Annotated in this window: 27 protein-coding genes; 14 read left to right on the top strand and 13 right to left on the bottom strand. The window is 31.2% G+C overall.

Going from position 1 to position 25,180, the window contains the following annotated elements:
- The first annotated feature begins 426 nt into the window (after positions 1 to 426).
- The 5 genes from ES045_RS07270 to ES045_RS07255 all read left to right on the top strand — a co-directional run bounded on the left by ES045_RS07270 (position 427) and on the right by ES045_RS07255 (position 6,064).
- Positions 427 to 2,343, top strand: coding sequence for a CocE/NonD family hydrolase (locus ES045_RS07270; protein ID WP_147114710.1), 1,917 nt, complete (start codon positions 427 to 429; stop codon positions 2,341 to 2,343).
- A gap of 95 nt (positions 2,344 to 2,438) precedes the next feature.
- Complete coding sequence (locus ES045_RS07265; protein WP_147114707.1) at positions 2,439 to 4,253, top strand: Xaa-Pro dipeptidyl-peptidase; 1,815 nt, start codon at positions 2,439 to 2,441, stop codon at positions 4,251 to 4,253.
- A 290-nt stretch (positions 4,254 to 4,543) separates the two neighbouring features.
- Complete coding sequence (locus tag ES045_RS16605; RefSeq protein WP_223267201.1) at positions 4,544 to 4,882, top strand: hypothetical protein; 339 nt, start codon at positions 4,544 to 4,546, stop codon at positions 4,880 to 4,882.
- A gap of 43 nt (positions 4,883 to 4,925) precedes the next feature.
- Positions 4,926 to 5,555 (top strand): VOC family protein, encoded by a 630-nt coding sequence (locus ES045_RS16600; RefSeq protein WP_223267200.1) that lies wholly within the window; start codon positions 4,926 to 4,928, stop codon positions 5,553 to 5,555.
- A gap of 47 nt (positions 5,556 to 5,602) precedes the next feature.
- Positions 5,603 to 6,064, top strand: a complete 462-nt coding sequence (locus tag ES045_RS07255; protein ID WP_147114703.1) for a DUF4375 domain-containing protein — start codon at positions 5,603 to 5,605, stop codon at positions 6,062 to 6,064.
- Positions 6,065 to 6,074: 10 nt separating this feature from the next.
- Here the strand turns inward: ES045_RS07255 and ES045_RS07250 are convergent, their stop codons facing one another.
- On the bottom strand, positions 6,075 to 6,461 hold the full coding sequence (locus ES045_RS07250; RefSeq protein WP_147114700.1) for a nucleoside triphosphate pyrophosphohydrolase family protein: 387 nt from the start codon (positions 6,459 to 6,461) through the stop codon (positions 6,075 to 6,077).
- Positions 6,462 to 6,606: 145 nt separating this feature from the next.
- Here ES045_RS07250 and ES045_RS07245 point away from each other — a divergent pair, with 145 nt between their 5' ends.
- Positions 6,607 to 6,813, top strand: coding sequence for a hypothetical protein (locus tag ES045_RS07245; protein WP_147114697.1), 207 nt, complete (start codon positions 6,607 to 6,609; stop codon positions 6,811 to 6,813).
- On the opposite strand, the gene ES045_RS07240 is transcribed toward ES045_RS07245, so the two are convergent.
- Together ES045_RS07240 and ES045_RS07235 are read right to left on the bottom strand one after the other, a co-directional pair.
- The gene (locus tag ES045_RS07240) at positions 6,810 to 7,574 is read right to left on the bottom strand and encodes a hypothetical protein (RefSeq protein WP_147114694.1); all 765 of its coding nucleotides are present in this window, start codon (positions 7,572 to 7,574) and stop codon (positions 6,810 to 6,812) included. The genes ES045_RS07245 and ES045_RS07240 overlap by 4 nt on opposite strands.
- The gene (locus tag ES045_RS07235) at positions 7,571 to 8,131 is read right to left on the bottom strand and encodes a DNA-3-methyladenine glycosylase I (protein ID WP_147114691.1); all 561 of its coding nucleotides are present in this window, start codon (positions 8,129 to 8,131) and stop codon (positions 7,571 to 7,573) included. Before ES045_RS07235 ends, ES045_RS07240 begins: the two co-directional genes overlap by 4 nt.
- 101 nt (positions 8,132 to 8,232) lie before the next feature.
- On the opposite strand from ES045_RS07235, the gene ES045_RS07230 reads away from it, so the two are divergent.
- Entirely contained in the window at positions 8,233 to 8,667 is a 435-nt protein-coding gene (locus ES045_RS07230; RefSeq protein ID WP_147114688.1) for a DUF6146 family protein, read from the top strand.
- Here the strand turns inward: ES045_RS07230 and ES045_RS07225 are convergent.
- Entirely contained in the window at positions 8,664 to 9,152 is a 489-nt protein-coding gene (locus ES045_RS07225) for a dihydrofolate reductase (RefSeq protein ID WP_147114685.1), read from the bottom strand. The two genes, ES045_RS07230 and ES045_RS07225, sit on opposite strands and share 4 nt — an antisense overlap.
- Positions 9,153 to 9,453: 301 nt before the next feature.
- Between ES045_RS07225 and ES045_RS07220 the strand changes: the two genes are divergently transcribed.
- The gene (locus ES045_RS07220) at positions 9,454 to 9,750 is read left to right on the top strand and encodes an isoamylase early set domain-containing protein (protein ID WP_147114682.1); all 297 of its coding nucleotides are present in this window, start codon (positions 9,454 to 9,456) and stop codon (positions 9,748 to 9,750) included.
- Between the two features lie 69 nt (positions 9,751 to 9,819).
- Here ES045_RS07220 and ES045_RS07215 read toward each other — a convergent pair whose 3' ends face one another.
- The 5 genes from ES045_RS07215 to ES045_RS07195 form a co-directional block, all read right to left on the bottom strand.
- Positions 9,820 to 10,644: a thymidylate synthase gene (locus ES045_RS07215; RefSeq protein ID WP_147114679.1), complete on the bottom strand. Its 825-nt coding sequence runs from the start codon at positions 10,642 to 10,644 to the stop codon at positions 9,820 to 9,822.
- Between the two features lie 160 nt (positions 10,645 to 10,804).
- A complete protein-coding gene (locus tag ES045_RS07210; protein ID WP_147114675.1) occupies positions 10,805 to 12,565 on the bottom strand; it encodes a NupC/NupG family nucleoside CNT transporter in 1,761 nt (586 codons plus the stop codon).
- Between the two features lie 18 nt (positions 12,566 to 12,583).
- Positions 12,584 to 13,198 carry a bifunctional nuclease family protein gene (locus ES045_RS07205; RefSeq protein ID WP_147114673.1) on the bottom strand — a complete coding sequence of 205 codons (615 nt, stop codon included), beginning with the start codon at positions 13,196 to 13,198 and terminating at the stop codon, positions 12,584 to 12,586.
- A gap of 332 nt (positions 13,199 to 13,530) precedes the next feature.
- Positions 13,531 to 14,487: an electron transfer flavoprotein subunit alpha/FixB family protein gene (locus ES045_RS07200; protein ID WP_147114670.1), complete on the bottom strand. Its 957-nt coding sequence runs from the start codon at positions 14,485 to 14,487 to the stop codon at positions 13,531 to 13,533.
- 103 nt (positions 14,488 to 14,590) lie between these two features.
- Positions 14,591 to 15,337 (bottom strand): electron transfer flavoprotein subunit beta/FixA family protein, encoded by a 747-nt coding sequence (locus ES045_RS07195; RefSeq protein ID WP_147114667.1) that lies wholly within the window; start codon positions 15,335 to 15,337, stop codon positions 14,591 to 14,593.
- A gap of 196 nt (positions 15,338 to 15,533) precedes the next feature.
- On the opposite strand from ES045_RS07195, the gene ES045_RS07190 reads away from it, so the two are divergent.
- The 5 genes from ES045_RS07190 (at position 15,534) to ES045_RS07170 (ending at position 21,653) form a co-directional block, all read left to right on the top strand.
- Entirely contained in the window at positions 15,534 to 15,812 is a 279-nt protein-coding gene (locus ES045_RS07190) for a hypothetical protein (protein WP_147114664.1), read from the top strand.
- 1 nt (position 15,813) lies between these two features.
- On the top strand, positions 15,814 to 17,319 hold the full coding sequence (locus ES045_RS07185; RefSeq protein WP_147114661.1) for a phosphoethanolamine transferase: 1,506 nt from the start codon (positions 15,814 to 15,816) through the stop codon (positions 17,317 to 17,319).
- Between the two features lie 106 nt (positions 17,320 to 17,425).
- Positions 17,426 to 18,403: a pyruvate dehydrogenase complex E1 component subunit beta gene (locus tag ES045_RS07180; protein ID WP_147114658.1), complete on the top strand. Its 978-nt coding sequence runs from the start codon at positions 17,426 to 17,428 to the stop codon at positions 18,401 to 18,403.
- A 180-nt stretch (positions 18,404 to 18,583) separates the two neighbouring features.
- Positions 18,584 to 19,111 carry an inorganic diphosphatase gene (locus ES045_RS07175; protein WP_147114655.1) on the top strand — a complete coding sequence of 176 codons (528 nt, stop codon included), beginning with the start codon at positions 18,584 to 18,586 and terminating at the stop codon, positions 19,109 to 19,111.
- Positions 19,112 to 19,229: 118 nt separating this feature from the next.
- A complete protein-coding gene (locus tag ES045_RS07170; RefSeq protein ID WP_147114652.1) occupies positions 19,230 to 21,653 on the top strand; it encodes a sodium-translocating pyrophosphatase in 2,424 nt (807 codons plus the stop codon).
- Between the two features lie 157 nt (positions 21,654 to 21,810).
- Here ES045_RS07170 and ES045_RS07165 read toward each other — a convergent pair whose 3' ends face one another.
- The gene (locus tag ES045_RS07165) at positions 21,811 to 22,398 is read right to left on the bottom strand and encodes a hypothetical protein (RefSeq protein WP_147114649.1); all 588 of its coding nucleotides are present in this window, start codon (positions 22,396 to 22,398) and stop codon (positions 21,811 to 21,813) included.
- A 210-nt stretch (positions 22,399 to 22,608) separates the two neighbouring features.
- Here ES045_RS07165 and ES045_RS07160 point away from each other — a divergent pair, with 210 nt between their 5' ends.
- Entirely contained in the window at positions 22,609 to 23,613 is a 1,005-nt protein-coding gene (locus ES045_RS07160; RefSeq protein WP_147114646.1) for an App1 family protein, read from the top strand.
- 59 nt (positions 23,614 to 23,672) lie between these two features.
- On the opposite strand, the gene ES045_RS07155 is transcribed toward ES045_RS07160, so the two are convergent.
- From ES045_RS07155 to ES045_RS07145, 3 genes are all read right to left on the bottom strand, one after another.
- Positions 23,673 to 23,834 carry a DUF1328 domain-containing protein gene (locus ES045_RS07155; RefSeq protein ID WP_147114643.1) on the bottom strand — a complete coding sequence of 54 codons (162 nt, stop codon included), beginning with the start codon at positions 23,832 to 23,834 and terminating at the stop codon, positions 23,673 to 23,675.
- 177 nt (positions 23,835 to 24,011) lie between these two features.
- The gene (locus ES045_RS07150; RefSeq protein WP_147114641.1) at positions 24,012 to 24,461 is read right to left on the bottom strand and encodes a ferritin-like domain-containing protein; all 450 of its coding nucleotides are present in this window, start codon (positions 24,459 to 24,461) and stop codon (positions 24,012 to 24,014) included.
- A 210-nt stretch (positions 24,462 to 24,671) separates the two neighbouring features.
- The gene (locus ES045_RS07145) at positions 24,672 to 25,112 is read right to left on the bottom strand and encodes a hemerythrin domain-containing protein (protein ID WP_147114638.1); all 441 of its coding nucleotides are present in this window, start codon (positions 25,110 to 25,112) and stop codon (positions 24,672 to 24,674) included.
- Positions 25,113 to 25,180: the final 68 nt, after the last annotated feature.

The following is a 25,180-nucleotide window of genomic DNA, read 5'->3' as shown; positions in this document are numbered from 1 at the left end:
AATTGAATAAACACTTATTTCTAAGAATGTCTTTTAGAATAATTAGAAGCTATTTCCTGCTTTACACTATATCTTTTTTTCGTACCTCTAAAAAGGATGCCGTTTCAATCAGGGCTAAGCTTTTTGCTTGCTAAAGGCAATCCTTAAAGTTTCACTATTTTTAGAAAATAATATAAAAACTCAAAAAAAGAACCACAGAAATGTACCTTTAATACAATATGAGAAAAATATTATCACAACTACTTCTCATGAATAAGATTTCTCAATCGCTTAAAAAACTCTTTCGAAATGACATGCAATGCATAATAACTACCAAAAATTCTCTTAGTCACTTTACAAAAGTAATTTCAAAAATTCATTTTAACAGAAGAATTTTCCCTAACTCTTAATTGTTTCGTAATTTTATCGAAACTAATCAACATTCAAATGAAAAAACTTTTATTATTAACCATTTTTAGTCTTTTCCTATTTGCTTCTTGTAATTCTACAAAAGAACAAGAAGACAAAAAAGACACCTATGTAATTGATAATTACATTAAAAAAGAAGTAAATATTGTCATGCGAGACGGTACAAAACTGCATACAACCATTTATTCTCCAAAAGACACTTCTAATAAATACCCTATTTTAATGCAAAGAACACCTTATAGTTCTGCGCCATACGGAGAAGGTAAAATGAAAACCAAAATAGCGCCGAATGTTCATTTAATGAAAGAAGGAAATATTGTGGTGTATCAAGATGTTCGTGGTCGTTGGATGAGCGAAGGTGTTTATGATAACATGCGTGCCTATATTCCGAATAAAACAGCACAACAATCCGATGAAGTTTCAGATACCTATGACACCATCGATTGGTTGGTTAAAAATGTAGAAAATAACAACGGAAATGTGGGAACTTGGGGAATTTCATATCCTGGACATTATGCAACTGTTTCTACAATAGACGCACACCCTGCATTAAAAGCAGCTTCTCCACAAGCAAGTATTGGCGATTTTTTCTTTGATGATTTTCACCATAATGGTGCTTTTTTATTAAGTTATTTTAGAGCCATTTCATTATTCGGAACTTACAAAGACACCCCAACAGATTCTGCTTGGTATTCTTTTCCTAAGATGGATTCTAAAGATCAATATCAGTTTTTTCTAGACAAAGGCCCTTTAAAAAACCTGAATGAATATTTTCAATATGATAAGTTAGACGTAAAAACAGCGGAAAACAAAGACAGAATCGACGATTTTTTCTGGAAAGAAATTACAGAGCATCCTAATTACGATTCTGTATGGCAAAGCAAAGGAATTATTCAACATTTAGACAAAGTTCCTGCTACTGTTGCAACCATGGTTGTTGCTGGAGAATTTGATGCAGAAGATTTATACGGACCTTTAGAAACTTATAAAGCTATTGAAAAACACGCAAAAAACAATTACAATACCTTAGTTTTTGGCCCTTGGGATCATGGAAAATGGGCTAGAAATACCGTAGAAAATTATGTGGGTAATTATTATTTTGGAGATTCTATTTCTTTAAAGTTTCAGAAAGATATTGAAACAAAATTTTTCAACCATTTCTTAAAAGGAAATGGAGATAAAAACTCTGGTTTGCCAGAAGCCTATGTTTTCGATTCTGGTAAGAAAGAATGGAAATCGTATGACGCGTGGCCTCCTAAAAATGTGGTGAAAGAAGATTGGTTTTTATCTGAAAATCAAGAATTAACCCCAGATAAAAAACGAGCATCAGAAATAAAATTTATTAGCGATATTAAACGTCCTGTTCCGTATTCCGAAGATATTAAAACCGTTTTTACACCTAGAAAATACATGACAGATGACCAACGATTTGCGGCAAGAAGACCCGATGTGTTGGTATTTGAGACAGAAGTTTTAACCGAAAACTTTACGTTGGCTGGAGATATTTTAGCCAAATTAAAAGTGGCAACTACGGGTTCTGCTGCAGATTGGATTGTAAAAGTGATTGACGTACACCCTGATAATGTAGAAGAAACGAACGATAAATTACAAGATCATTTAAAAATGAGTAATTATCATTTAATGGTGCGAAGTGAAGTTTTACGTGGACGTTTTAGAAATAGTTTCGAGACACCAGAACCTTTTATTCCGAATAAAAAGACAGACGTAAATATTAAACTGCAAGATGTTTTTCACACCTTTAAAAAAGGACATAAATTACAAATTCAAGTGCAAAGTACTTGGTTTCCTTTAATCGACTTGAATCCACAAACATATGTAGATAATATTTACAAAGCAGATGAAAAAGATTTTAAAACACAAACACACACTGTTTTTACCGATTCTTCAATAGAGTTTTCAGTATTAAAAGAATAAAAAGAAACCAGATCGCTTCGCTTTTAGAAACAAGAACCAAGATTTGATTCCGATTATATAAAAAAAGATAGACATTAATACATTCAAAATAAAAGATGAAAAAATCAATTTTAATTTTACTACTTGCTTTTGTAGTTCAAGTAACTGCCCAAGAAAAAGCAATCCCCATTTTTAAAGATGGTGAAGCTCAAATTGTTGCTGCTTTTAATGATGACAGCAAGTGGATTCGCTCCGACTTATGGGTAGAAACTGCATTTGACACCGATGGTGATGGTAGATTAGATAGAATGCATGTAGATGTTACAAGACCCGAACAAACCGAATCTGAAGGGTTAAAATTGCCTGTTGTTTATGAATCTAGTCCGTATTATGCAGGAACTGCAGGAGATACACCAGGTTTATTTTGGGACGTGAAGCATGAAATTGGTGCAAAAGAAAAACAAAGAACACGCGTAGAAGTAGAAAGAAGAGGAAAAAGACCAATTATTTCGAATTCTCAAATTAAAACGTGGGTTCCTAGAGGGTATATTGTTATGCATTCTTCTTCTCCAGGAACAGGTTTGTCTGATGGTTCACCAACGGTTGGTGGAGATAACGAATCTCTAGCTCCAAAAGCTGTGATAGACTGGTTAAACGGTCGTGCAAAAGGGTATACTTCTAGAGAAGGAAATGAAACTGTTACCGCTTTCTGGTCTACTGGAAAAGTAGGAATGACAGGAACTTCTTATAATGGAACAATTCCTTTAGCAGCAGCTACAACTGGTGTAAAAGGTTTAGAAGCTATTATTCCGGTGGCTCCAAATACTTCTTATTATCATTATTACCGTTCTAACGGTTTAGTCCGTTCTCCTGGTGGTTATCTAGGGGAAGATATTGATGTTTTGTACGATTTTATCCATAGTGGAAAAGAAGCAAACAGAGCGCATAATAATAAGGTTACTAGAGATACTGAATTGGCAAATGGAATGGACAGAGCCTCTGGAGATTATAATGATTTTTGGGCTGGAAGAGATTATTTAAATGACATGGAACCAATGAAAGCAGCTTTGCTAATGTCTCATGGTTTTAACGACTGGAATGTAATGCCAGAACACAGTTACAGAATCTACAAGAGAGCCAAAGAAATGGGAATTCCTTCTCAGATCTTTTACCATCAAAATGGACATGGAGGACCACCTCCAATGAAAATGATGAATCGTTGGTTTACCCATTATTTACACGGCGTAGAAAATAATGTTGAAAACGATGCAAAAGCTTGGATTGTCAGAGAAAATGATCAAAGAGATGCACCAACGGCGTATGCAGACTATCCGAATCCGGAAGCAAAACCTGTAACTTTGCATTTAGAAGCAGGAGCACCAAAAGCTGGTAAACTGTCTGTAAATATTATTTCTAAAGGAAAAGAAACGTTGGTAGATAATTACTCTTTTTCAGGAGAAGCTTTAGCGCAGGCAGAGTATACTAATCATCGTTTACTCTATCTTTCGCCTATTTTAAAAGAAGACATTCATATTTCTGGCTTAACTTCAATTACAATAAAAGCGGCTAGTAGTAAACCTGCCATAAATTTATCTGTTTGGTTGGTTTCTTTGCCTTGGAATGACGGTAGAAGGATAAAAATTACAGATAATATTATTACACGTGGTTGGGCAGATTTACAGAATCATAAATCCTTAACTAAAAGTAAACCTTTAAAACCTGGTAAATTTTACGAAATGACTTTTGATTTACAACCAGACGATCAAATAATAGAAAAAGGACAGCAAATTGGTTTAATGATTTTTTCTAGTGACAACAATTACACCGTTTTACCTAAACCAGGAACAGAATTAACTGTTGATTTAAACGGAACTTCTATTATAATACCAATAGTTGGTGGTAAAGAAGCTTTCATCAAAGCAACAGAATAAATATATTTTTATTACACACAAAAGGTCTTGAAAATGAACGTTCAAGGCTTTTTTTTTTATATTCAAAACAACACTTATTCTTCATTGTATAGACCTTATTTCTTTTCTATTTTAAATAAAAATAAAACTACTCCTCTAAAAAATACGTAATTATTTAAGAAGACTTTAAAATAGTTTCATTAGTTTAGAGGTTAGGATACTACTATTTCGTCACCTTATATTTTTTGAGACTAATTATTAAATACTGACCATCAATAAAAAAATTATAACTAAAATTAGCCTACTAAATAATGACTGAAAAATTAATTTATGGTATTCAACAAGTTGGTATTGGTGTTGCAAATGCAGCTAAAGCTTTTAAATGGTACGCCACAAGATTGGGTGCAAATGCATTAATTTTTGATGATAGTAACGAAGCCACCTATATGGCAAAATACATGGGCGGAAAATCTCGAAAAAAAAGAGCTTTATTAGCCTTGAATATGCAAGGTGGTGGTGGTTATGAGATTTGGCAATTTACAAACAGCACACCTTCCAAACCTAAAACACCTTTTAAAATTGGCGATTTAGGCATTCAATTCCCTTTTGTTAAAACAAAAAACATCTATAAAACCTTCAAAAGACTGTAGAATTTAAAAGAAAACATTATTTCTGATATTTGTGAAGAACCAGATGTTTCTAAAAGATCCTTTCGATAATATTTTAAAGATTAAAGAAAGTAACTCTTGGTATCAAGATAAAAAAAATGATGTTGGTGGTATATTAGGAACTGCTATTGGTGTTTCTAACATCGATACTTCTTTAAAATTATACAGAGATATTTTAGGTTATGACATTGTAGAGTTTGACAAAACAGGTGTTTTTAAGGACTTAAGCTCACTAAATAATGGAGAAAAAAAGTTTAGAAGAATAGTACTTTCTCATTCAGAAGAAAGGGTTGGTGGATTTTCTAAATTGTTTGGTGCTAGCCAGATTGAATTGATACAATGTTTAGAAAATACACCTAATAAAATTTTTGAAGACAGATATTGGGGAGATTTAGGGTATATTCACTTATGCTTTGATGTTAAAAACATGGAAGTCCTAAAGACTGAATGCCTAGAAAAAGGTGTTCCTTTTCAAATAATTAGCAATCCTTCTTTTAAAATGGGAGAAGCAAACGGACATTGGGGGTATATCGAAGATTTTGATGGCACACTTATTGATTTTATAGAAACTCATAAAGTACCTCTTGTTAAAAAGTTAGGAATAAACATCAATTTAAAAAATAGAGATCCTAAAAACCATTGCCTAATTGGATGATTAAGGGAATGAGCTTAAAAAGAGTAAAAAAAATTAAATAATACAAAATGACATCTACAGAAATTGCACTTCTTTTAAATGACGACACTGAACAAATAACCAGAATTGGAGAAATTATTGGAAAGAAAATCCCTAAAAAAGATGATTTCAGTAATTTAAACGAGTTTGAAAGAACTTTTATTTACATTGATATTTTAGAAGAAGGTGTTGCCAATGGCGGTTTTATTCAATTCTTTTTTAGTTCTTCTGGCCAGTTTACTCATGAAATTTTTCATGCGTATATGGCAATTAAAGCAGAAAAAACCATTGATATCCTCACCAGAGCAATATACTTATTTCCACAAATGCCTGTTCCTAAAGATTCAAGAATACGACAAGCAATTTTGATGCAAAAAGAATCAAATATTGATTTATGGGATGCTTTAGACACCGAATTTGAAAACAATACCGAAGATATTGTTCAGCTTGTCATCGATTTTGTCCGCACAAACAGTGCTAATTTCGATTAAATCACAAAGCCTATTTTTCTAAAATTTCTTTAATATTTGGTTGAAAGTAATTTGGTCCTTTTAAAACTTTACCATCCTCTCGATAAATTGGTTTTCCGTCTTCACCCAATTTACTCATATTACTGCGCTGTATTTCATTAAAAACTGCTTCAATTTTATCTTGCATTCCGTGTTCTATAATGGTTCCGCATAAAATATATAACAGATCTCCTAAGGCATCTGCCACCTCTACCAAATCGTTGTTTTTGGCAGCTTCTAAATATTCTTCATTTTCTTCTTTCATTAACTCAAAACGCAATTTTTTTCTATCTTCTGAAATAGCAACTGTAGGTGTGTCTTGAATATTTAGTTTAAATGCTGTGTGAAATTGATGCACTGCTTTTATTTTGTTTTTCATCTGTATTTTAATTCATAGAAGTTTTTTAATTTGTAATTTTGCAACTTCTAATAGGTTCATTTTTAGAAAGACAATATATAGGAAAAATATTGAAAAATAAAGCCTACAATTGTTCTATTTATATAAATTATAAAGAAAATTAAACATGTTTTTAAGCGCTTATTTTACAACTGGTAGAATTATATTTATGATCTTTTTTATTACAGCTTTTATTGCTTTAATGATTTATAGTTACAGGAAAGACATCAAAAACCATGAACGTTATTATAAAAATGCAGGCAAAAAAGTACTTATTTACGGTAGTATAATTATTTTTATTTTTGTTGCCATTCGATTACTTGCAGGAAATTAAACTGTTTTTATTCTTCTTATATTTTTTAATCTTCTCCAAGTATATTTATGTCTTTGTGTGTATATAAAAAAACACCCAATGTCTAGCAAGAAATAAAATAAACTAATACCACTTGGCGGATTATTACTTGGTAGAAAATCAATAACTCCAAAAGCTGTACCAGGCCACTTCCAAGTACCAAAAGCGGTTCCTCCTATTTCTAAAATAGCGACCAAAATATACATAGAATAAAAAAACAACCTATCTTTTGGACGTTTCCAAAGTAAAAGAAAAACAAATACCGTCATTACAAAACCAAAAACATCACTAAAAAAAACCAAATAAATAGTTGCAAAAATTGCGATTAATATTTGAAATAATTTAGCTAATTCTTCCTGATGCTTTTTTACAATAGACGCTTTACTAAACCTAAAAATTCTGGCAAACAAAACAGCATGTCCAAAAGGTACATAGAGTGGAATGTTTTGCAACCTATAGGTGTACATATTTAATCCTTTAGAAAATAAATATTCACCAATAAAACCTAAAAAAACAGCATATACCATGAGTTCTTTTACCCTTGGAGCTGCCCTATAAAGCATTATTGTAAATGCTGAAATCATAAGTACATTAAAAAATTTTTGCAGATGATAGAACTCATGATTGAAGTAAATTCCATCAAAAAAAAGAATAAAAATTGAAGCAATAAATAAACCGGCTTCTCTATTAAAAATAGCACTTATTTTTTTTAAATCTTCTCTGGGTATTACTATTATTTTCATTTTTTAGAATATTTAAAGCAATCTGTTGTATGATCGTTTACCATACCAACAGCTTGCATATATGCGTACATTACTGTAGAACCTACAAATTTAAATCCGCGTTTTTTTAAGTCTTTAGAAATCTTGTCTGAAAGAGCGGTTGTTGCCGGTACTTCTTCTCTTTTATGAAATGTATTCACAATTGGTTTTTCCGCTACATAAGACCAAATAAACTTAGAAAAAGACCCAAATTCTTGTTGAACATCCAAAAAAAGTTGTGCATTTCTAATCGCACTTTTTATTTTTAATTTATTTCTAATAATACCAGCATCTTGCAATAAAGATTCGTATTTCTCATCGGAATACATTGCTATTTTTTCATAATTAAAATGATCAAAAGCTTTTCTAAAATTTTCTCTTTTATTTAAAATAGTTATCCAACTTAAGCCTGCTTGAAAGGTTTCTAAAATTAAAAATTCAAAGAGTGTTGCATCATCATAAACAGGTTCTCCCCACTCTTTGTCGTGATAGTCTATATATAACTGACTTTCTGAAACCCAAAAACATCTATTTTTCATTTATAATAAATTTAAAAAACGAAAATTAGTGTTAAATCATCTAGAAATCCATCTATTTTGGAATAATTTTTGCAGCTTTACTAGTACTAAATTGATTGATTATGAAACTTTTAAAAAACATTTCTTTAATAATTTGTGTAGCAATTCTTCTTTGGTCTTGTGGTTCATCTCCAATAAATAATACCAAAACCCAAAAAGAAGCCCCTGTAGTGATCGCCAACGATAGTTTAGAATATGAAATTATAATTATAGATCCTGGTTTCACCTTTTATTTAGCCTCTACTGCACATCCAGAAGGTTTTTATAGCCAGAATTATATGGAAGCAAGAAACAGGTCTTGGGTGCTTACTTGGAACCAAAGGGCACAAAGTCCGAGTAGATTTAATTCAAATATTTATGAAAACATTATAGATTACCAAGCCAACATAGATTATGGTTACGAAGTAAACTATAAGCTTTTTAATTACTTTCTTTTTGCGCAAAGAAAATATAAAATGAATTTAGGTGGAGGCTTTAGAAACGGACGAATTAATTAAATTTTCTGATAAGAAATAAAACTATAATCATATTTATTTTTTTCATCTGCAGAAAAATCTTCTCTAGCAACTTCTTTCCAAACTTTTACATCTATTTCTGGGAAATACACGTCTGCCTCAAATTCGCTGTGCACCACAGTTATATCTAATTGATCTGCTAAATTCTTAGCAATTGTTTCTTTATAAATTTGAGCACCACCAATAATAAAGAGTTGTTTTTCTTCTTTTGCCAACTCAATTGCAGCTTCTAAACTATTTGCAATTAAGCAACCATCTTTAAAATAATTCTTATTTCTAGTGATAATTATAGTTGTTCTGTTTGGTAATGGTTTTCCTATAGATTCAAAAGTATTTCTACCCATTAAAATATAATGACCTGTTGTTACTCTTTTAAACCTTTTTAAATCGGCAGGTAAATGCCAAATTAAATCATTGTCTTTTCCTAAAGCATTATTATTTGCAATTGCGGCGATTACTGTAATCATAGTTTGAATCCATTTTTAACAAAAATAAGAGAAATCATTTCAGGTTTGACGTTTTTACATCATTTTCGTCAAAAAAAACAGCTTTACGAAACCGATTTCGAAATAAAAACACTGAAAATCAGTACAAAAGATATTATATTATATTTAATTATAGTCCCTTTTGTCTATTAATTATTTCATAATTATTAGTTTTACTCTACATCACATTATGAAATCATAATTATTTCGGTAAATAAAAAATAACGCCGATAATGTTACTCATCTTGTATATTTTTACACTGAAATTCTAATCAATATAATTATGGCAATTAAAAAACAATTTTTAAAAAGCAAACCAGTGTGTAAAGTAACATTTACTGTAGCTGCAAAAGAAGCTAATACTGTAGCAGTGGTTGGTAGTTTTAATGAATGGAATGCCGAATCTGCTCCGTTAAAAAAATTAAAAAATGGTTCTTTTAAAGGAACTGTTGATTTAGAAACGAAAACTTCTCATGAATTTAAATATTTAATTGATGGAGCTTATGTGAATGAAAATGAAGCTGATGGTTTCGCTTGGAGTGATTTTGCCAATGCAGAAAATAGCGTAATTAAGTTATAAGATAATGCTATGAAGAAGAGAAAAGAGCTTTCATTAATTTGAAAGCTCTTTTTTTATGCTATAATTCTATTAAACTGCAACCTTTCCTTTAATATGTGGATGCGGATTGTAATCTTGTAATTCAAAATCTTCAAAAGTAAAATCTTCTATATTTTTTATTGAAGGATTCATCTTCATTCTTGGCAAAGGTCTTATGTCTCTAGATAATTGCAGTTCTAATTGTTCTACGTGATTAGTATAAATATGAGCATCTCCAAAAGTATGAATAAACTCCCCCGCTTCATAGCCACAAACTTGTGCCATCATCATTGTAAACAATGCGTAAGAAGCAATATTAAAAGGAACTCCTAAAAAGATATCTGCGCTTCTCTGATATAATTGACAAGACAACTTACCGTCTGCAACATAAAATTGAAAAAAGGCATGACAGGGTGGTAAAGCTGCTTTTCCGTTAGCTACATTTTCTGAAAAACTAACGGAAGTATCTGGCATTACGGAAGGATTCCATGCAGCAACCATCATTCTTCTAGAATTCGGATTGTTTTTTAAAGTCTCTATTACATCTTGTAATTGATCAATATCATCGCTATTCCAGTTACGCCATTGGTGTCCATAAACAGGACCTAAATCTCCGTTTTCGTCTGCCCAAGAATTCCAGATTTTCACACCATTATCTTGTAAGTATTTAATATTTGTATCTCCTTTTATAAACCAAAGTAGCTCATAAATAATCGATTTTAAGTGTAATTTTTTGGTCGTAACCATAGGAAAACCTTCACTTAAGTCAAAACGCATTTGATGACCAAAAACACTTTTTGTTCCGGTACCAGTTCTATCTCCTTTTTCGTTTCCGTTTTCTAAAACGTGCTTTACTAAATCGTGATATTGACGCATTGTTTACTCGTTTATTTGTTTAGTCGTTTATTTGTTTATTTGTTTTAGTGTCATAAATAAAAAAAGCTTCAGTAATTTCCATCGAAGCTTTTTGTATAATATTTTAAAGTTATTAACGATTTGGAGATAACATTTTTTAATTATCTGTGGCGATTCGCCACTATCCTATAATCATTCCAGCAATAGTAGCAGACATTAAAGAAGCAATTGTACCTCCTATTAATGCTTTCATTCCGAATTCTGATAATGTTTTACGTTGTCCAGGAGCTAAAGATCCAATTCCACCAATTTGAATACCAATAGAAGCAAAATTTGCAAAACCACACAGCATATATGTTGCCATAATAATTGACTTGTTATAGGTTAAATGTGTTGCATTCGCTACATTTTTTAGTTCTGAAAGTTGAATATAACCTACAAACTCACTTGCAACTAATTTAATACCCAATAACTGTCCCATTAACGTCATATCTGTTGTTGGTACACCAATTAGCCACATTAAAGGCGCAAAAGCATATCCTAAAATAAACTCTAAAGAAAGTTTGTTGTAAGCTGTGTTTGTTGCAATTACATCGTTTAAAGACGTTAAATTACCAATTAAATCTAAACCACCATTTATCATTGCAATTACGGCTACAAAAACCAATAACATGGCACCAACATTTACTGCTAAACGCAAGCCTTCTGTTGTTCCGTTTGCAATTGCATCTAGAATATTAGAACCTATTTTTTCTTGAGAAACTGTAACATCTGTATTTACCTCTTCTGTTTGTGGATACAGTATTTTAGAAATTACAATTGCACCAGGAGCCGCCATCACAGAGGCTGCTAATAAATGTTTTGCGAAAATTAATTCTAATTCTTTATCGCCACCACCTAAAAAGCCAATATAAGCTGCTAAAACGGCACCTGCAACAGTAGCCATTCCACCAATCATTACTAAAAGCATTTCAGATTTATTCATCTTTTCTAAGTATGCTTTAATTAACAAAGGTGCTTCTGTTTGTCCTAAGAAAATATTTCCTGCAACAGATAGACTTTCCATGCCAGAAATGCCTAAAAATTTAGACAAAGCTATTGCCAACATCTTAACAATCCATTGAATGATTCCTAAATAAAATAATAATGAGGTTAATGCAGAAAAGAAGATAATAGTTGGTAATACCTGAAAAGCAAAAATATATCCGAAAGAATCCATATCTGATATTAAACCTGCGAATAAAAATTGACTTCCAGCTTTGGTATATTCTAAAATTTCTATGAACAGCTTTCCTACTAACTCAAATCCTTTTTGAATAAAAGAAATTTTTAAAACTCCTACAGCAATAACTAATTGAAGAAATATACCAATGGCAACCCTTTTCCAGCTAATTGCTCTTCTATTAGAACTAAATAAAAAGGCAATAACTATCAAAGAAAACATTCCTAAAACACCTCTCCATAAACTTGTAAAAGTAAAGTCTCCACTTGCAATAATTTCTTCATTTTCACTTTCAGCTGCTGGTTCACCTAGCGATGTATCTGCTATTGGTAACGCTGTACTTTCTTCATTTTCTGGCAATACTATTTTTGCATATTCTTGAGATGAAAATGTATAAGTAACGTTTCCTTCGGATAAAACTAAGCTCGCATTATCGAAAGAAATAATATTAAAATATCTTAATGCTTCTTTTGGTTTTAAAAAATTAAAGATGATTAAGTTGTTCTGTCTAAGGTATGTTCCTGATGCTTTTTCATTTTCACCAAAAACAGGAAACTCAAAATTACCAGCTTCTAAAGAGAACATCTGTACCTCTTCTGATTCTAACAAAGAAGATCCGTCTGATTTTGTAACAGTATCAATTTTCCAATCTTGCTCTAAATCTTGCCCTAAAAAAGTTAATGAAACAAAACAAAAGGCAATTAATAATAGATTCTTCATAAGTAAGTTCGTTAATTTTTAAGAGCGTTTGCTAATTTCGTCTCTAATTTCTGCTGCCAATTCATAATTTTCATCAGAAACTGCTGCGTCTAATTTCTTATTTAATTCTGAGACTGGTAGATTCGCATAAGGTGCCGCTGTATCAACTTCTAAGATAGTTTCTATTTCTGTAGAAATATCTTGTGCTTCTGAAGTATCTGTTAACCCTAATTCTTCTTCTAGCTTTAAATAAACACCTGCTTTGTCTAGAATGTTTTCATATGTAAAAATTGGCGCCTGAAAACGAACTGCAATTGCAATTGCATCTGATGTTCTTGTATCTATGACCTCTTCTACTCCGTCTTTTTCACAAACAAGACTAGAAAAGAAAACACCATCTACCAATTTATGTATGATAACTTCTTTGACTTCTATTGAGAAACGATCTGAAAACGTCTTAAACAAATCATGTGTTAAGGGTCTTGGAGGTCTAATTTCTTTTTCTAAAGCGATGGCGATAGATTGTGCTTCGAATGCACCAATAATTATTGGTAAGGTTCTGGTTCCTTCCATTTCACTTAACACGAGTGCATAAGCACCTGTTTGTGTCTGGCTGTATGAAATTCCTTTTATTGTTAGTTTTATCAAACTCATATATCTTGCTACGGAAAATAAAATTAGCTTTTAACTTATTATAGTAAGCTAATTTTTAAGGGCACAATTTACTAAAAAATTATATAGTGAAAACTGTTATTACTACGGAATTTATTTTTTTACAATAACTGAAGCCCGCGTGAGGGATTGAGCTATTGTTTGAGCTCTTTTCTTTTGTTGATTGAAATGAAACAAAAAAGAAAAAGCGAGTAGCGAAAGCCCGACGAAATTATTTATTTGACTGTTTGCATTAAAAAAACCTATCAAAAAAATTAATCTCGATAGGTTTTTAAAAGTTCTATACTAAATAATTTGGGCACGCCCAAAACATATTAAGCAGCTTTAAATGCTTTTAATTTCTCTATTAACTTAGGTACAACCTCGAAAGCGTCTCCTACAACACCATAATCTGCAGCTTTAAAAAACGGTGCTTCTGGGTCTGTATTAATGACTACTTTTACTTTAGATGCGTTAATTCCTGCCAAATGCTGAATTGCGCCAGAAATACCAATTGCGATGTACAAATTAGAGGCTACAGGTTTTCCTGTTTGGCCAACATGCTCACCATGAGGACGCCATCCTAAATCTGAAACTGGTTTAGAACAAGCTGTTGCTGCGCCTAAAACTGCTGCTAATTCTTCTATCATGCCCCAGTTTTCTGGTCCTTTTAAACCTCTACCTGCAGAAACTACAATGTCTGCATCTGCGATGGTTACTGTACCCGTAACTCTTTCTACTTTTTCTGATTTGACACCAGAAGCAACCACTTCTGCATCGAAACTTTCTAAAGATCCTGCAACAGAATTTTCATGAATTCCGAAAGAATTCTTAGCAACCCCAATTACTTTTTTCTCTGTAGAAATTACAGTATTTGAAAATGCTTTGTTAGAAAACGCTTTTCTTTTTACAGTAAAAGGATTAGTGCTTGAAGGTGCAGCTACCGTATTTGATGCATAACCCGCTTCTAAACTAACCGCTACTAATGGCGATAAATACAAACTATTTATACTAGAGTCTATAACAACTACTGTTGCATTTTCTTTGTTTGCTGCTTGTGTTATTACAGCTGCATATTCTTTTGCGTTAAAGGTAGATAAACCTTCATTTGAAACTGTTAATACCCTTTCTGCGCCATACGTGTATAACTCAGATGCATCTGTAGCATTTATTGTTAACACAACTAGGTTAACGCCTAATTGTTCTGCAACTTTTTTTCCGTAAGAAACTACTTCAAAAGCAGTTTTCTTAAATTTCCCTTCCGTTGAATCGGCAAAAACTAAAACTGACATATTTTATATTTTTATATTTCTGATGAACTAATATAGTTTACAAAAATGAATTCTTAATTATTTTATTGATGCTCTTTTAGATTGTTTAAACTTCCTGAGAAATTTAAATAACTTTTGCTTCGTTGTGCAATAAGTCGATTAATTCATCTAGGTTATCTGCTGCCACTAATTTAACAGCGCCTTTTGGTGCGGGTTTCTCATAAGATTGATTGTTTGTTGTTGCGTTTGCACCATTTGCTTCTACTACTTGCAAGGGCTTTTTACGCGCCATCATAATTCCTCTCATATTAGGAATACGCAAATCTTTTTCTTCTACAAGCCCTTTTTGACCACCTATAACTAAAGGTAAAGCTGTAGCTAAAGTTTCTGTACCACCATCTATTTCTCTTTTTGCAGTTATGTTTGTGCCTTCTACTTCTAGCGATACACAACCATTTACAAAGTTAAAATCTACTAAAGAAGCTAACATACCCGGAACCATTTGTCCGTTATAATCTGCAGATTCTTTACCAGCTAACACTAGATTATAGCTTCCGTTTTTCACAATTGCAGCTAATTCTTTTGCGACTAAAAAACCATCTGTAGGATCTATATTTACTCTAATAGCATCATCTGCACCAATGGCCAATGCTTTTCTAAGTGTAGGTTCTGTTTCTGCTCCACCAACATTTACAACAGTTACAGAAGCACCTTGCTTTTCTTTAAACCACATTGCTCTTGTTAAACAAAACTCGTCATAAGGATTAATTACAAACTGCACTCCGTTTTTATCAAACTCAGCATCATTATTTGTGAAATTAATTTTTGAAGTTGTGTCTGGAACGTGACTAATACAAACTAATATTTTCATAAATTATAATTTTATATTCTTTTCTTGTTGACGAAATTACGTCTTTTTTTTAAATTTACTATGCATGCATAGTAAATTTTTTAATTATTTAACAGTTTCATATATATTCCGAAAAATAATAAGCTTTTCTAATTTTTATTTATGCTTGTTATTAAGTAATATTGTCTACAATTATATTTAACAATAAAATAACAGATTGCAAAATAAAGACACTTTCCCAAAAGATAGAATTGATTGGATAAATAAGTTAAAAGGTTTTGGGATTATTGGTGTAATTTTTTGGCATTTATCCATTACAAAACATACAAAATTAAAGGTTTTTTCTTTCTTTGATAAAAATACCACTTCTCTTTTAGCATTGCAAATTATAGCGTTAATATTTATAAAATTAATAATTATAAAGAACACTATTGGTATTGGTTCAGTTAGCTATAATATAGCCTTTAAGCCTTCACACAAATACATGCCTTTATAAAATGGGAAAAATAAAAGTATATAAGAAAGAGATCCTATTTCACCTCTTTCTAAACCTATTAATTGCTGTTTTTGTAAGCATCTCTTCATACATTCATATTCCCTTTGGGCCTTTAAAAAGTGTGCTTGTTTATGGTGTCCATTTTTTTATTTTACAATTTTCAGTTTTTGGTTTTGTCTATATTTTAAGTTTGTTTAAAAATATTTTTAGTGTTGTATTTCCTTTGGTATTTACAGTTTTAGCTTCTTTAGCTTTTTGGGTTTACACACAAGATATTACAATTGAAGCTAGTATTATACAGGCAATATTGGAAACTAAAATAGATATTGCTGTAGATGTTTTTAGCTTTCAATTCTTTTTGTTTGTTTTATTAGCATTGTGTTGCTCTTTATTTTTTATAAAAAAATTTAGAAAACTTAAAAAAAATAGCATTAAGTCGCCTTTGTTTATTGCTGCTGTTCTTGCAATTATTTCTTTTTTTATTGTTGAAAACTATCGTTTTGGAGTTTTAAAGAGAAAGCTTCCTTACAACGCTTTTGTAGCCATAAAAAAGTATGTAGAAAAATCTAAAATCAAGTTAAAAGTAATTGAGGAAAATATAAGTTCATCAAAAGAGAACCTTCATATTATTTTTGTTCTTGGCGAATCTGTAAGAGCAGATCATTTGTCTTTAAATGGATACGCCAGAAAAACGAATCCGTTACTTTCTCAACAACAAAATATCATCAGTTTTAAAAACATTGAAACTCCTTTAACTTATACTGCAATTAGCGTTCCTCAGATATTAACAAATAAATCTGTTTTAGATTCTGTTGGTACTGCTTTTTATAGTTTGTTTAGTATTTTAGATAGTGCATCTTTTTCTTCTGAATGGATTGGGAATCAATCTTTAGAAAAGAGCTATGAAGCTATTGTAAACAGCAATCAAAAAGTTACAATTGTAGATAAATTTCATTCTGTTTTAAGTTTCAAAAAAGAGAAAGATTTAAAAATATTAGATCTTTTTAAACAAGATGAAAATATGGCTAAAAATAAGATATCTACACTTCATATGATTGGTAGTCATTGGTATTATAATAGTAGATATAGCAAAGATTTTGAAATATTCACACCAACCACAAATAGTAAATATATTGGTTCTCTATCTAGTGAACAACTTATAAATTCGTATGATAATACCCTTTTGTATTTAGATTTTTTCTTAAATAATTTAATTGAAGAATTGAAAAAATCATCCAAAGAAACAATACTTATCTACCTATCAGACCATGGAGAAATTCTTGGTGAAAACGGACAATGGTTTCATGCGCAACAAAATAAAGCGTCTGAAAACCCTGCAATGTTGGTTTGGTATTCTACTAATTTTAAAGAAAATAATCCAGAGAAAATAAAAAATCTTATTTCAAATAAAAATAAAAAATATACCACAGACTTTTTGTTTCATAGTCTGCTAGAAATTTCAGAAATTAAAAATTTTAAATACAATAAAGAATTAAGTATTTTTTAATCTTGAAGAGTAATTTAAAAAGTTTTAGTAATGTGTCTTTTTATAAATTTTTTACTCATAAATTCCTTACTTTTGCTAAACTAAAATAAACAATAATTTAGATTCAATGAAAACAGTTCAATTCAGAGAGGCAATTTGTGAGGCCATGAGTGAAGAAATGCGCAGAGATGAAAGCATTTATTTAATGGGAGAAGAAGTTGCAGAATATAACGGAGCTTATAAAGCTAGTAAAGGGATGTTAGACGAGTTTGGTGCAAAAAGAGTTATAGATACTCCTATTGCCGAACTAGGTTTTGCAGGTATTGCAATTGGTTCTGCTATGAATGGCAACAGACCTATTGTAGAATACATGACATTTAATTTTTCTTTAGTAGGAATTGATCAAATTATAAATAACGCAGCAAAAATTAGACAAATGTCTGGTGGGCAACTTAACTGTCCGATTGTTTTTAGAGGGCCAACAGCTTCGGCAGGTCAATTAGGGGCAACACACTCCCAAGCATTTGAAAACTGGTTTGCTAATACGCCTGGTTTAAAGGTTATTGTACCGTCAAACCCTTATGATGCAAAAGGTTTATTGAAAGCTGCTATAAGAGATGATGATCCAGTAATTTTTATGGAATCTGAGCAAATGTATGGTGATAAAATGGAGATTCCAGAAGGAGAATACATTATCCCTATTGGAGTTGCAGACATTAAAAGAGAAGGAACGGACGTAACTGTTGTTTCTTTTGGGAAAATTATTAAAGAAGCTTATAAAGCTGCTGATGAGTTAGCGAAAGAAAATATTTCTATTGAAATAATCGATTTAAGAACAGTACGTCCGATGGATCATGCTACTATTTTAACTTCAGTAAAGAAAACAAATAGATTGGTAATTTTAGAAGAAGCGTGGCCATTTGCAAGTGTTGCTTCTGAAATTACGTATAGAATACAAGAAGAAGCATTCGATTATTTAGATGCTCCTATTAAAAGAATTACAACGGCAGATACACCAGCACCCTATTCTCCAGTATTATTTGAGAAATGGATTCCGAATGCAAACGATGTTATAAAAGCTGTAAAAGAAGTATTGTACGTATAATATAGTATTTTAAATGTTTTTTAGAAATCCTTTTTTCAATAGATGAAAAAAGGATTTTTTTTGATTGAAAAAATCAACTTAATCGAAAAGTATTGCGTAAATTCATAATAAATTATATTGAAAAACTTGCTAGATGTATTACTTTTGCAGTTAGTTTAAAATAGATAAATAAAGAAATTCATGAGTCCAGAAGAAAAAAAAACTTTCGATGTTTTAATTGAAATACCAAAAGGAAGTAGAAATAAATATGAATACGATTTTGATTTACGTCAAATTCGTTTTGATAGGATGTTATTCTCTTCTATGATGTATCCTGCAGATTATGGTTTTGTACCAGAGACTTTAGCTTTAGATGACGATCCATTAGATGTTTTAGTTTTAGGACATGAACCAACTTTTCCTATGTGTGTTATTGAAGTAAAACCAATTGGAGTTTTTCACATGACAGATGAAAAAGGACCAGATGAAAAAATTATTTGTGTACCAATTTCAGATCCTATTTGGAATAACAAAAATGATATTTCAGATTTAAATCCGCATAGATTAAAAGAAATAGAACATTTCTTTCAGGTTTATAAAGATTTAGAAAAGAAAAAAGTAGATGTTGGTGGTTGGGGAAATGCTGAAGAAGCAAGACAAATCTATAAAGATTGTGTTGAGAGATACGAAAAAAGTGACTATAAAAAGACCGATAATTTCAAGATATAGAAATTAAAAGACTTTAAAATTATAAACCTCTTAAAACTAACTATTTTAAGAGGTTTTTTATTTCTCATTGATTTCCTTACATTTACGACTGTTTTTAACTAATCAAAATAAATAATATATGGAATCAATGATGATTTGGATGCCAATTGTAATGGCATTATTAGGCTTAGTATACATGCTTGTAAAAAAATCTTGGGTAATGAAACAAGATGCAGGGGATGGAAAAATGAAAGAAATTTCTGATCACATTTATGAAGGAGCTTTGGCTTTTTTAAATGCTGAATATAGATTACTTGCATTTTTTGTAGTTGGAGCAAGTGTTGTTCTAGCTGGAATTGCTTTTTATATGGATAGTACATACCTCATTGTAGTTGCTTTTATTATCGGAGCTATATTTTCTGCTTTTGCAGGAAACATGGGAATGAAAATTGCAACCAAAACAAATGTTAGAACCACACAAGCGGCTAAAACTAGTTTGCCAAATGCATTAAAAGTTTCTTTTGGTGGTGGTACTGTAATGGGACTTGGCGTTGCCGGTTTAGCTGTATTGGGCTTAACCATGTTCTTTATTGGGTTCTATTACCTCTTTATGGGCGGTGAATGGACAACTACGCAAGATATGACTATTGTCCTAGAAGCATTAGCTGGTTTCTCTTTAGGAGCAGAATCTATTGCTTTGTTTGCAAGAGTTGGTGGAGGTATTTATACCAAAGCAGCAGATGTTGGTGCTGATTTAGCAGGTAAAGTACAAGCAGACATCCCAGAAGATGACCCAAGAAACCCTGCAACAATTGCAGATAATGTTGGTGATAATGTTGGTGATGTTGCAGGTATGGGAGCAGATTTATTTGGTTCTTACGTAGCAACTGTATTAGCTGCAATGGTTTTAGGAAACTACGTAATTAAAGATATGGGGGGCGCAATTCAAGATGCTTTTGGCGGAATTGGTCCCATCTTATTACCAATGTCTATCGCTGGAGTTGGAATTATTATTTCTCTTATTGGAACCTTCTTAGTGAAAATTTCATCTAATGACGCAAAAGAAGTAGACGTTCAAAAAGCATTAAACATAGGTAACTGGGCTTCAATCTTAATGGTAGCTGCCGCATGTTATGGTTTGGTAACTTGGATGTTGCCACAAACAATGCAAATGGACTTCTTTGGTGAAGGTCTTCAAGATATTTCTTCTACGAGAGTCTTTTACGCTTGTTTAGTTGGTTTAGTTGTTGGTGCAGGGATCTCTGCGTTTACTGAATATTATACAGGTTTAGGTTCGAAGCCTATTTTAAAAATTGTACAACAATCTAGCACTGGTGCAGGAACAAACATTATTGCTGGTTTAGCTACTGGTATGATTTCTACATTTTCTTCTGTATTGTTATTTGCGGCTGCAATATGGACTTCTTATGCTTTAGCTGGGTTTTATGGTGTTGCTTTGGCTGCATCTGCTATGATGGCAACAACAGCAATGCAATTAGCTATTGATGCTTTTGGTCCCATTGCAGATAATGCTGGTGGTATTGCAGAAATGAGTGAACAAGATCCTATTGTTAGAGAAAGAACAGATATCTTAGATGCTGTTGGAAACACAACTGCTGCAACAGGTAAAGGTTTTGCCATCGCATCTGCGGCATTAACTTCATTAGCGCTATTTGCTGCCTATGTCACCTTTACAGGAATAGACGGAATTAATATTTTTAAAGCACCGGTATTAGCAATGTTATTTGTTGGTGGAATGGTGCCTGTTGTTTTTTCTGCTTTAGCGATGAATGCTGTTGGTAAAGCTGCTATGGAAATGGTGAACGAAGTGGTGAGACAGTTTAGAGAAATTCCTGGAATTATGGAAGGAACTGGAAAACCAGAATATGATAAGTGTGTTGCTATTTCTACCAAAGCATCTTTAAAGGAAATGATGTTGCCAGGTATTTTAACCATAGGTTTTCCAATACTTGTGGTATTAGTAGGTAAACTAGCATATCAAGAGAATAACATGTTGGTTGCAGAGATGTTAGGCGGTTACATGGCTGGTGTTACTGTTTCTGGTGTACTTTGGGCTATTTTTCAAAATAACGCTGGTGGAGCCTGGGATAATGCTAAAAAGTCTTTTGAAGCCGGTGTTGAAATTAATGGTGTTATGACATACAAAGGTTCTGAAGCGCACAAAGCTGCCATAACCGGAGATACAGTTGGAGATCCTTTTAAAGATACTTCTGGACCTTCCATGAATATTTTAATTAAGCTTACTTGTTTAATAGGTTTGGTTATTGCCCCTATCTTAGGAGGACATGCAGAAGAGAAAGCAACAGGTAATGAAATTAGAAAAGAGGTAAAAGTAAACATTCAACAATCTTCCGGTGATACTGCAATAGCTACACTTACTACAACAAGAATAGAAGGTAGCAAAGTTATTACAGAAGTTGAAACAATCGAAGGCACTGTTGCCAAAATAGAAGAGAAAGTAAATGAAGCAGGAACCATTGTTTCTGTTAATGTTGAGAAAACTAAAAAAACAAAGGAAACTGAAGTAATTGTTAAAAACTAATAACAAAATGATTCCTTTTGTATGTAATTACAAAAAAGCTGCAATTTATGCAGCTTTTTTTCCTTTAGATGCATCATATAAATCTTTTAAGATAAAAATAAAGGCATAAAAAAAAAGGATATTTTCACATCCCTTTAAGTCTCTAGTAATTATAAAATTATTTTTTATAAATCACTTGGTAATCACTTCCTACTTTCTCATTTAATGCATCCATAGTTTTAAAATACTTATATTTTCCGTTAAACACTCTATTTGGTTTTTCACCAATAATATAATATTTTACGTTTAAATCTGGTGCATTTAATGTTATCTGATCTGAAACTCTCATTTTTTTATCACCAATACTTTGACTCATTTCTTCTAACATAGAAACCACAACTAAGTTGTTATTCATCGCTCTAATTTCTTTAATAGCAATAGCGTGCTCTTTATCGGTAACCTCTACCTCTACCATTAAAGTCTGCTCTTCTTTTTCCATATCTCCATTCTCATTTGGCATATCTACATCTACATAAGGTACTTCTACCTCAGTTTCTTCCATAACAATTACAACTTTAGGTATCTTAACCATTTTTGTAGTTGTACCTACATTTACATCTGCCCAATCTACATCAAAAGATGGTAATTGACCTGAAGCTGTATCTACATCAATTTCTACCTCTGGTAATTTGGTTTTTTTTGTTTGATCAATATCACAACTATAGAATACGGTTGCTGCTAAAACTGTCATCATTAATTTCTTCATAATCTTCTATTTCTTGGTTAAATTCATTTAAGTACATTTTTTGTACTCGACAAAATTAACAGATATATGTAATTGAGGTTAACTCAAAAAAAACGAATATTAACTCAAATAATAAATTTAATTAAAACTGATTTGAGGCTTGCCTTAATTATTTTAATAAGTATTTTTGATATTCAAACACTAATTATTCATTTTATATCAATTTAATAAATGGCATTATTTAGCAAAGATCCGCTACAGATTATTGTTTTTCAAAGCTATGGTATAAATAATCATTTTTATATTAGAGGAAGAGCTTTACAGGATGAGAACATCAATTTAGAAAGAAAAAATATTTTTAGTTTATTGATCAATTCTTGGAAACGCTTTGAAAGCGATGAAGTTAAAAACACCGCCTTAACAATAACGTTACCAAACAGCTATAAAATTGAAACTAGCACAGATAATAAAGGATATTTTGTTGTAGAAAAAAACTTAGAAAATCTATCTGAATTAACAAATAGCGAAGGCTGGTTACTCTTTGAAGTTTCTTACACAAATAGCAAAATTAATAGAGATATAAATAAAAATAATAAATTTTCTGGTGCATTGTTAATTCCTTCTGAAAAAGCAGAATTTGGTGTAGCAAGCGATATAGATGACACTATTTTACATACGGGCGTTATTTCTAAACTAAAATGGAAACTTTTAATAAATACTTTTTTTAGATCTCCTCTTAAGCGAAAGGCATTAGTTGGTACCGCTGATTTTTACAGTTTGTTACATTTAGGAAAATCAGGTAAAAACGCAAATCCTTTTTTTTACGTAAGCCACAGTCCATGGAATTTATATCGCTATTTAGACTATTTTTTAAAAAAGAACAACTTTCCTAAAGGAGCTATCTTATTGCGAAGCTTTGGAAATATTTTTCAAAAAAAATCACTTCAAGAAAAACCCCAAAAGCAAAAAGAAATTATTAATATTCTAAAAACATACCCTCATTTACCATTTATTTTAATTGGTGATGCTGGTGAGAATGATGCAGATATCTACATAGAAATTACTAAAAATTATCCTAATAGAATTAAAGCTATTTACCTACGTAGTGTATTGCATACTAAAAAAATGAAAAGGATAGAAATGCTTATTGAAAATTATTCTGATACTCAATTTATCATTGTAAACGATACTAAAGAAGCAATTATACATGCTAAAAAACAGGACTTTATTGCATAAAAAAAAGACTGTTAAAATTTAATTTAAACAGTCTCCTTTTTCATAGCTATTTTAGTAATTTATTTTTTAAGACCACCTTTTATTAATGATAATACAAATAATACTAAAAACACAAAGAATAATATTTTAGCGATTCCTGCAGAAGCTCCTGCAATTCCACCAAATCCTAATACTCCTGCTATTAATGCGATTACTACAAATGTGATTGTCCAACGTAACATATTTTAAAGTTTTTATAGTTAGTAATTAAATAGTTGTTTTCTATTTCTTGTAATACAAATCTACAAGTATAGTATAACTTAAATTAACTCTAATAAACTGAATATTAACTCAAATAATATTGCATAAAAAAAAGATGCCACAAGCATCTTTTTTAAAACTCTATCTAAGATATAACTTTACAGTCTCTCTTCTAAGGACTTTATATTATAAAGTCCGTTTTCTATTATATTTTTTTGGACAGCTAAAACATCTTTTGTACTCGATGGTAAATCTATCTCTTTTAAAACATCGTCATATTCTTCTATCGATGCTTTTTCACCTCTAATTGCCTCTTCTAACATTGACTCTACATCATCTAAAGAGAATAAAGATTTTACATCCATCCAAGCTCTATGAACTGTTCCTACTAAGCTTCCACCTTTATCTATACCTTGATTAAAAGAACTAATTTCTTTCTTTAAATCTTGACCAAATGTATTTCTTTCAGTAGCTTTTTGAGTAAAATATTTTTTTAAAGATTCATTTTTAACAATTTCAGCGGCTTTTGTAAACCCTTTTTCTGCATCATACGTTTTCTCTAATAGTGCATTTAATTTTTCACCAACTTCTTTTGTGTAAGTATTCATTTTAAATCTAATTTTTTAATGAACGCTCGCTTAATTTTAAGATGCCAAACGTTTTACATCTACTTATCTCTATACTCTACAAAATTAACTAAATACTTAAAAACTCATTAATTCAAACACCTTATATCTTAACTCAATCAAAATAAATCGCATACTTTTTTTTGATTCCTTTAAATGTAAATCAAAAATAACTTTTGATTAAAATCCATTTTATTTTTCTATATTTTCACTCATATAATCTCTATATGCTTTTGCCAAAGATTTTTTTTCGCTTTCTGAAAACACTTTTCCAGATAATTGAAAAAATTGATGCTCTTCATCTTCTAAATGATGTTCTACCTTTTCTTTTAAGTCTTTTGCTAATTTTAACCAAGCAGAAGAATCATAAGCTGTTTCTTCTAATTGTACTATTAACGCATCTATTTCATGGTGTTCTGCAATACCATGTCTAGCCTTTTCCTGCATCATATCATTAGAAATTAATGGCTTATAAAAATGACGTTCTTCTGCATTTGCATGTATTTCTAGTTCATTCTTTAAAGCTTTAAATATTGCATCTCTCTTTTTTGAATCCCCTGAAGTTGCTACTAACCTACCTAAAAGTTCTCTTTGCGTGTCATGGTCTTTTCTAATTTCTTCGTAAATATTCATCTTGTTTCTTTTTTTTTCTTTCATCAAAAGTAATACTCAAATCGTTGTTAAATTGTCTTGATACATAA

It is taken from the genome of Polaribacter sp. IC073 (assembly GCF_007997075.1).
In the GTDB taxonomy this organism is placed as follows: Bacteria; Bacteroidota; Bacteroidia; order Flavobacteriales; family Flavobacteriaceae; genus Polaribacter.
Note: the sequence above shows the minus strand (reverse complement) of the source record. Positions and strands in the feature narration are given on the sequence as shown.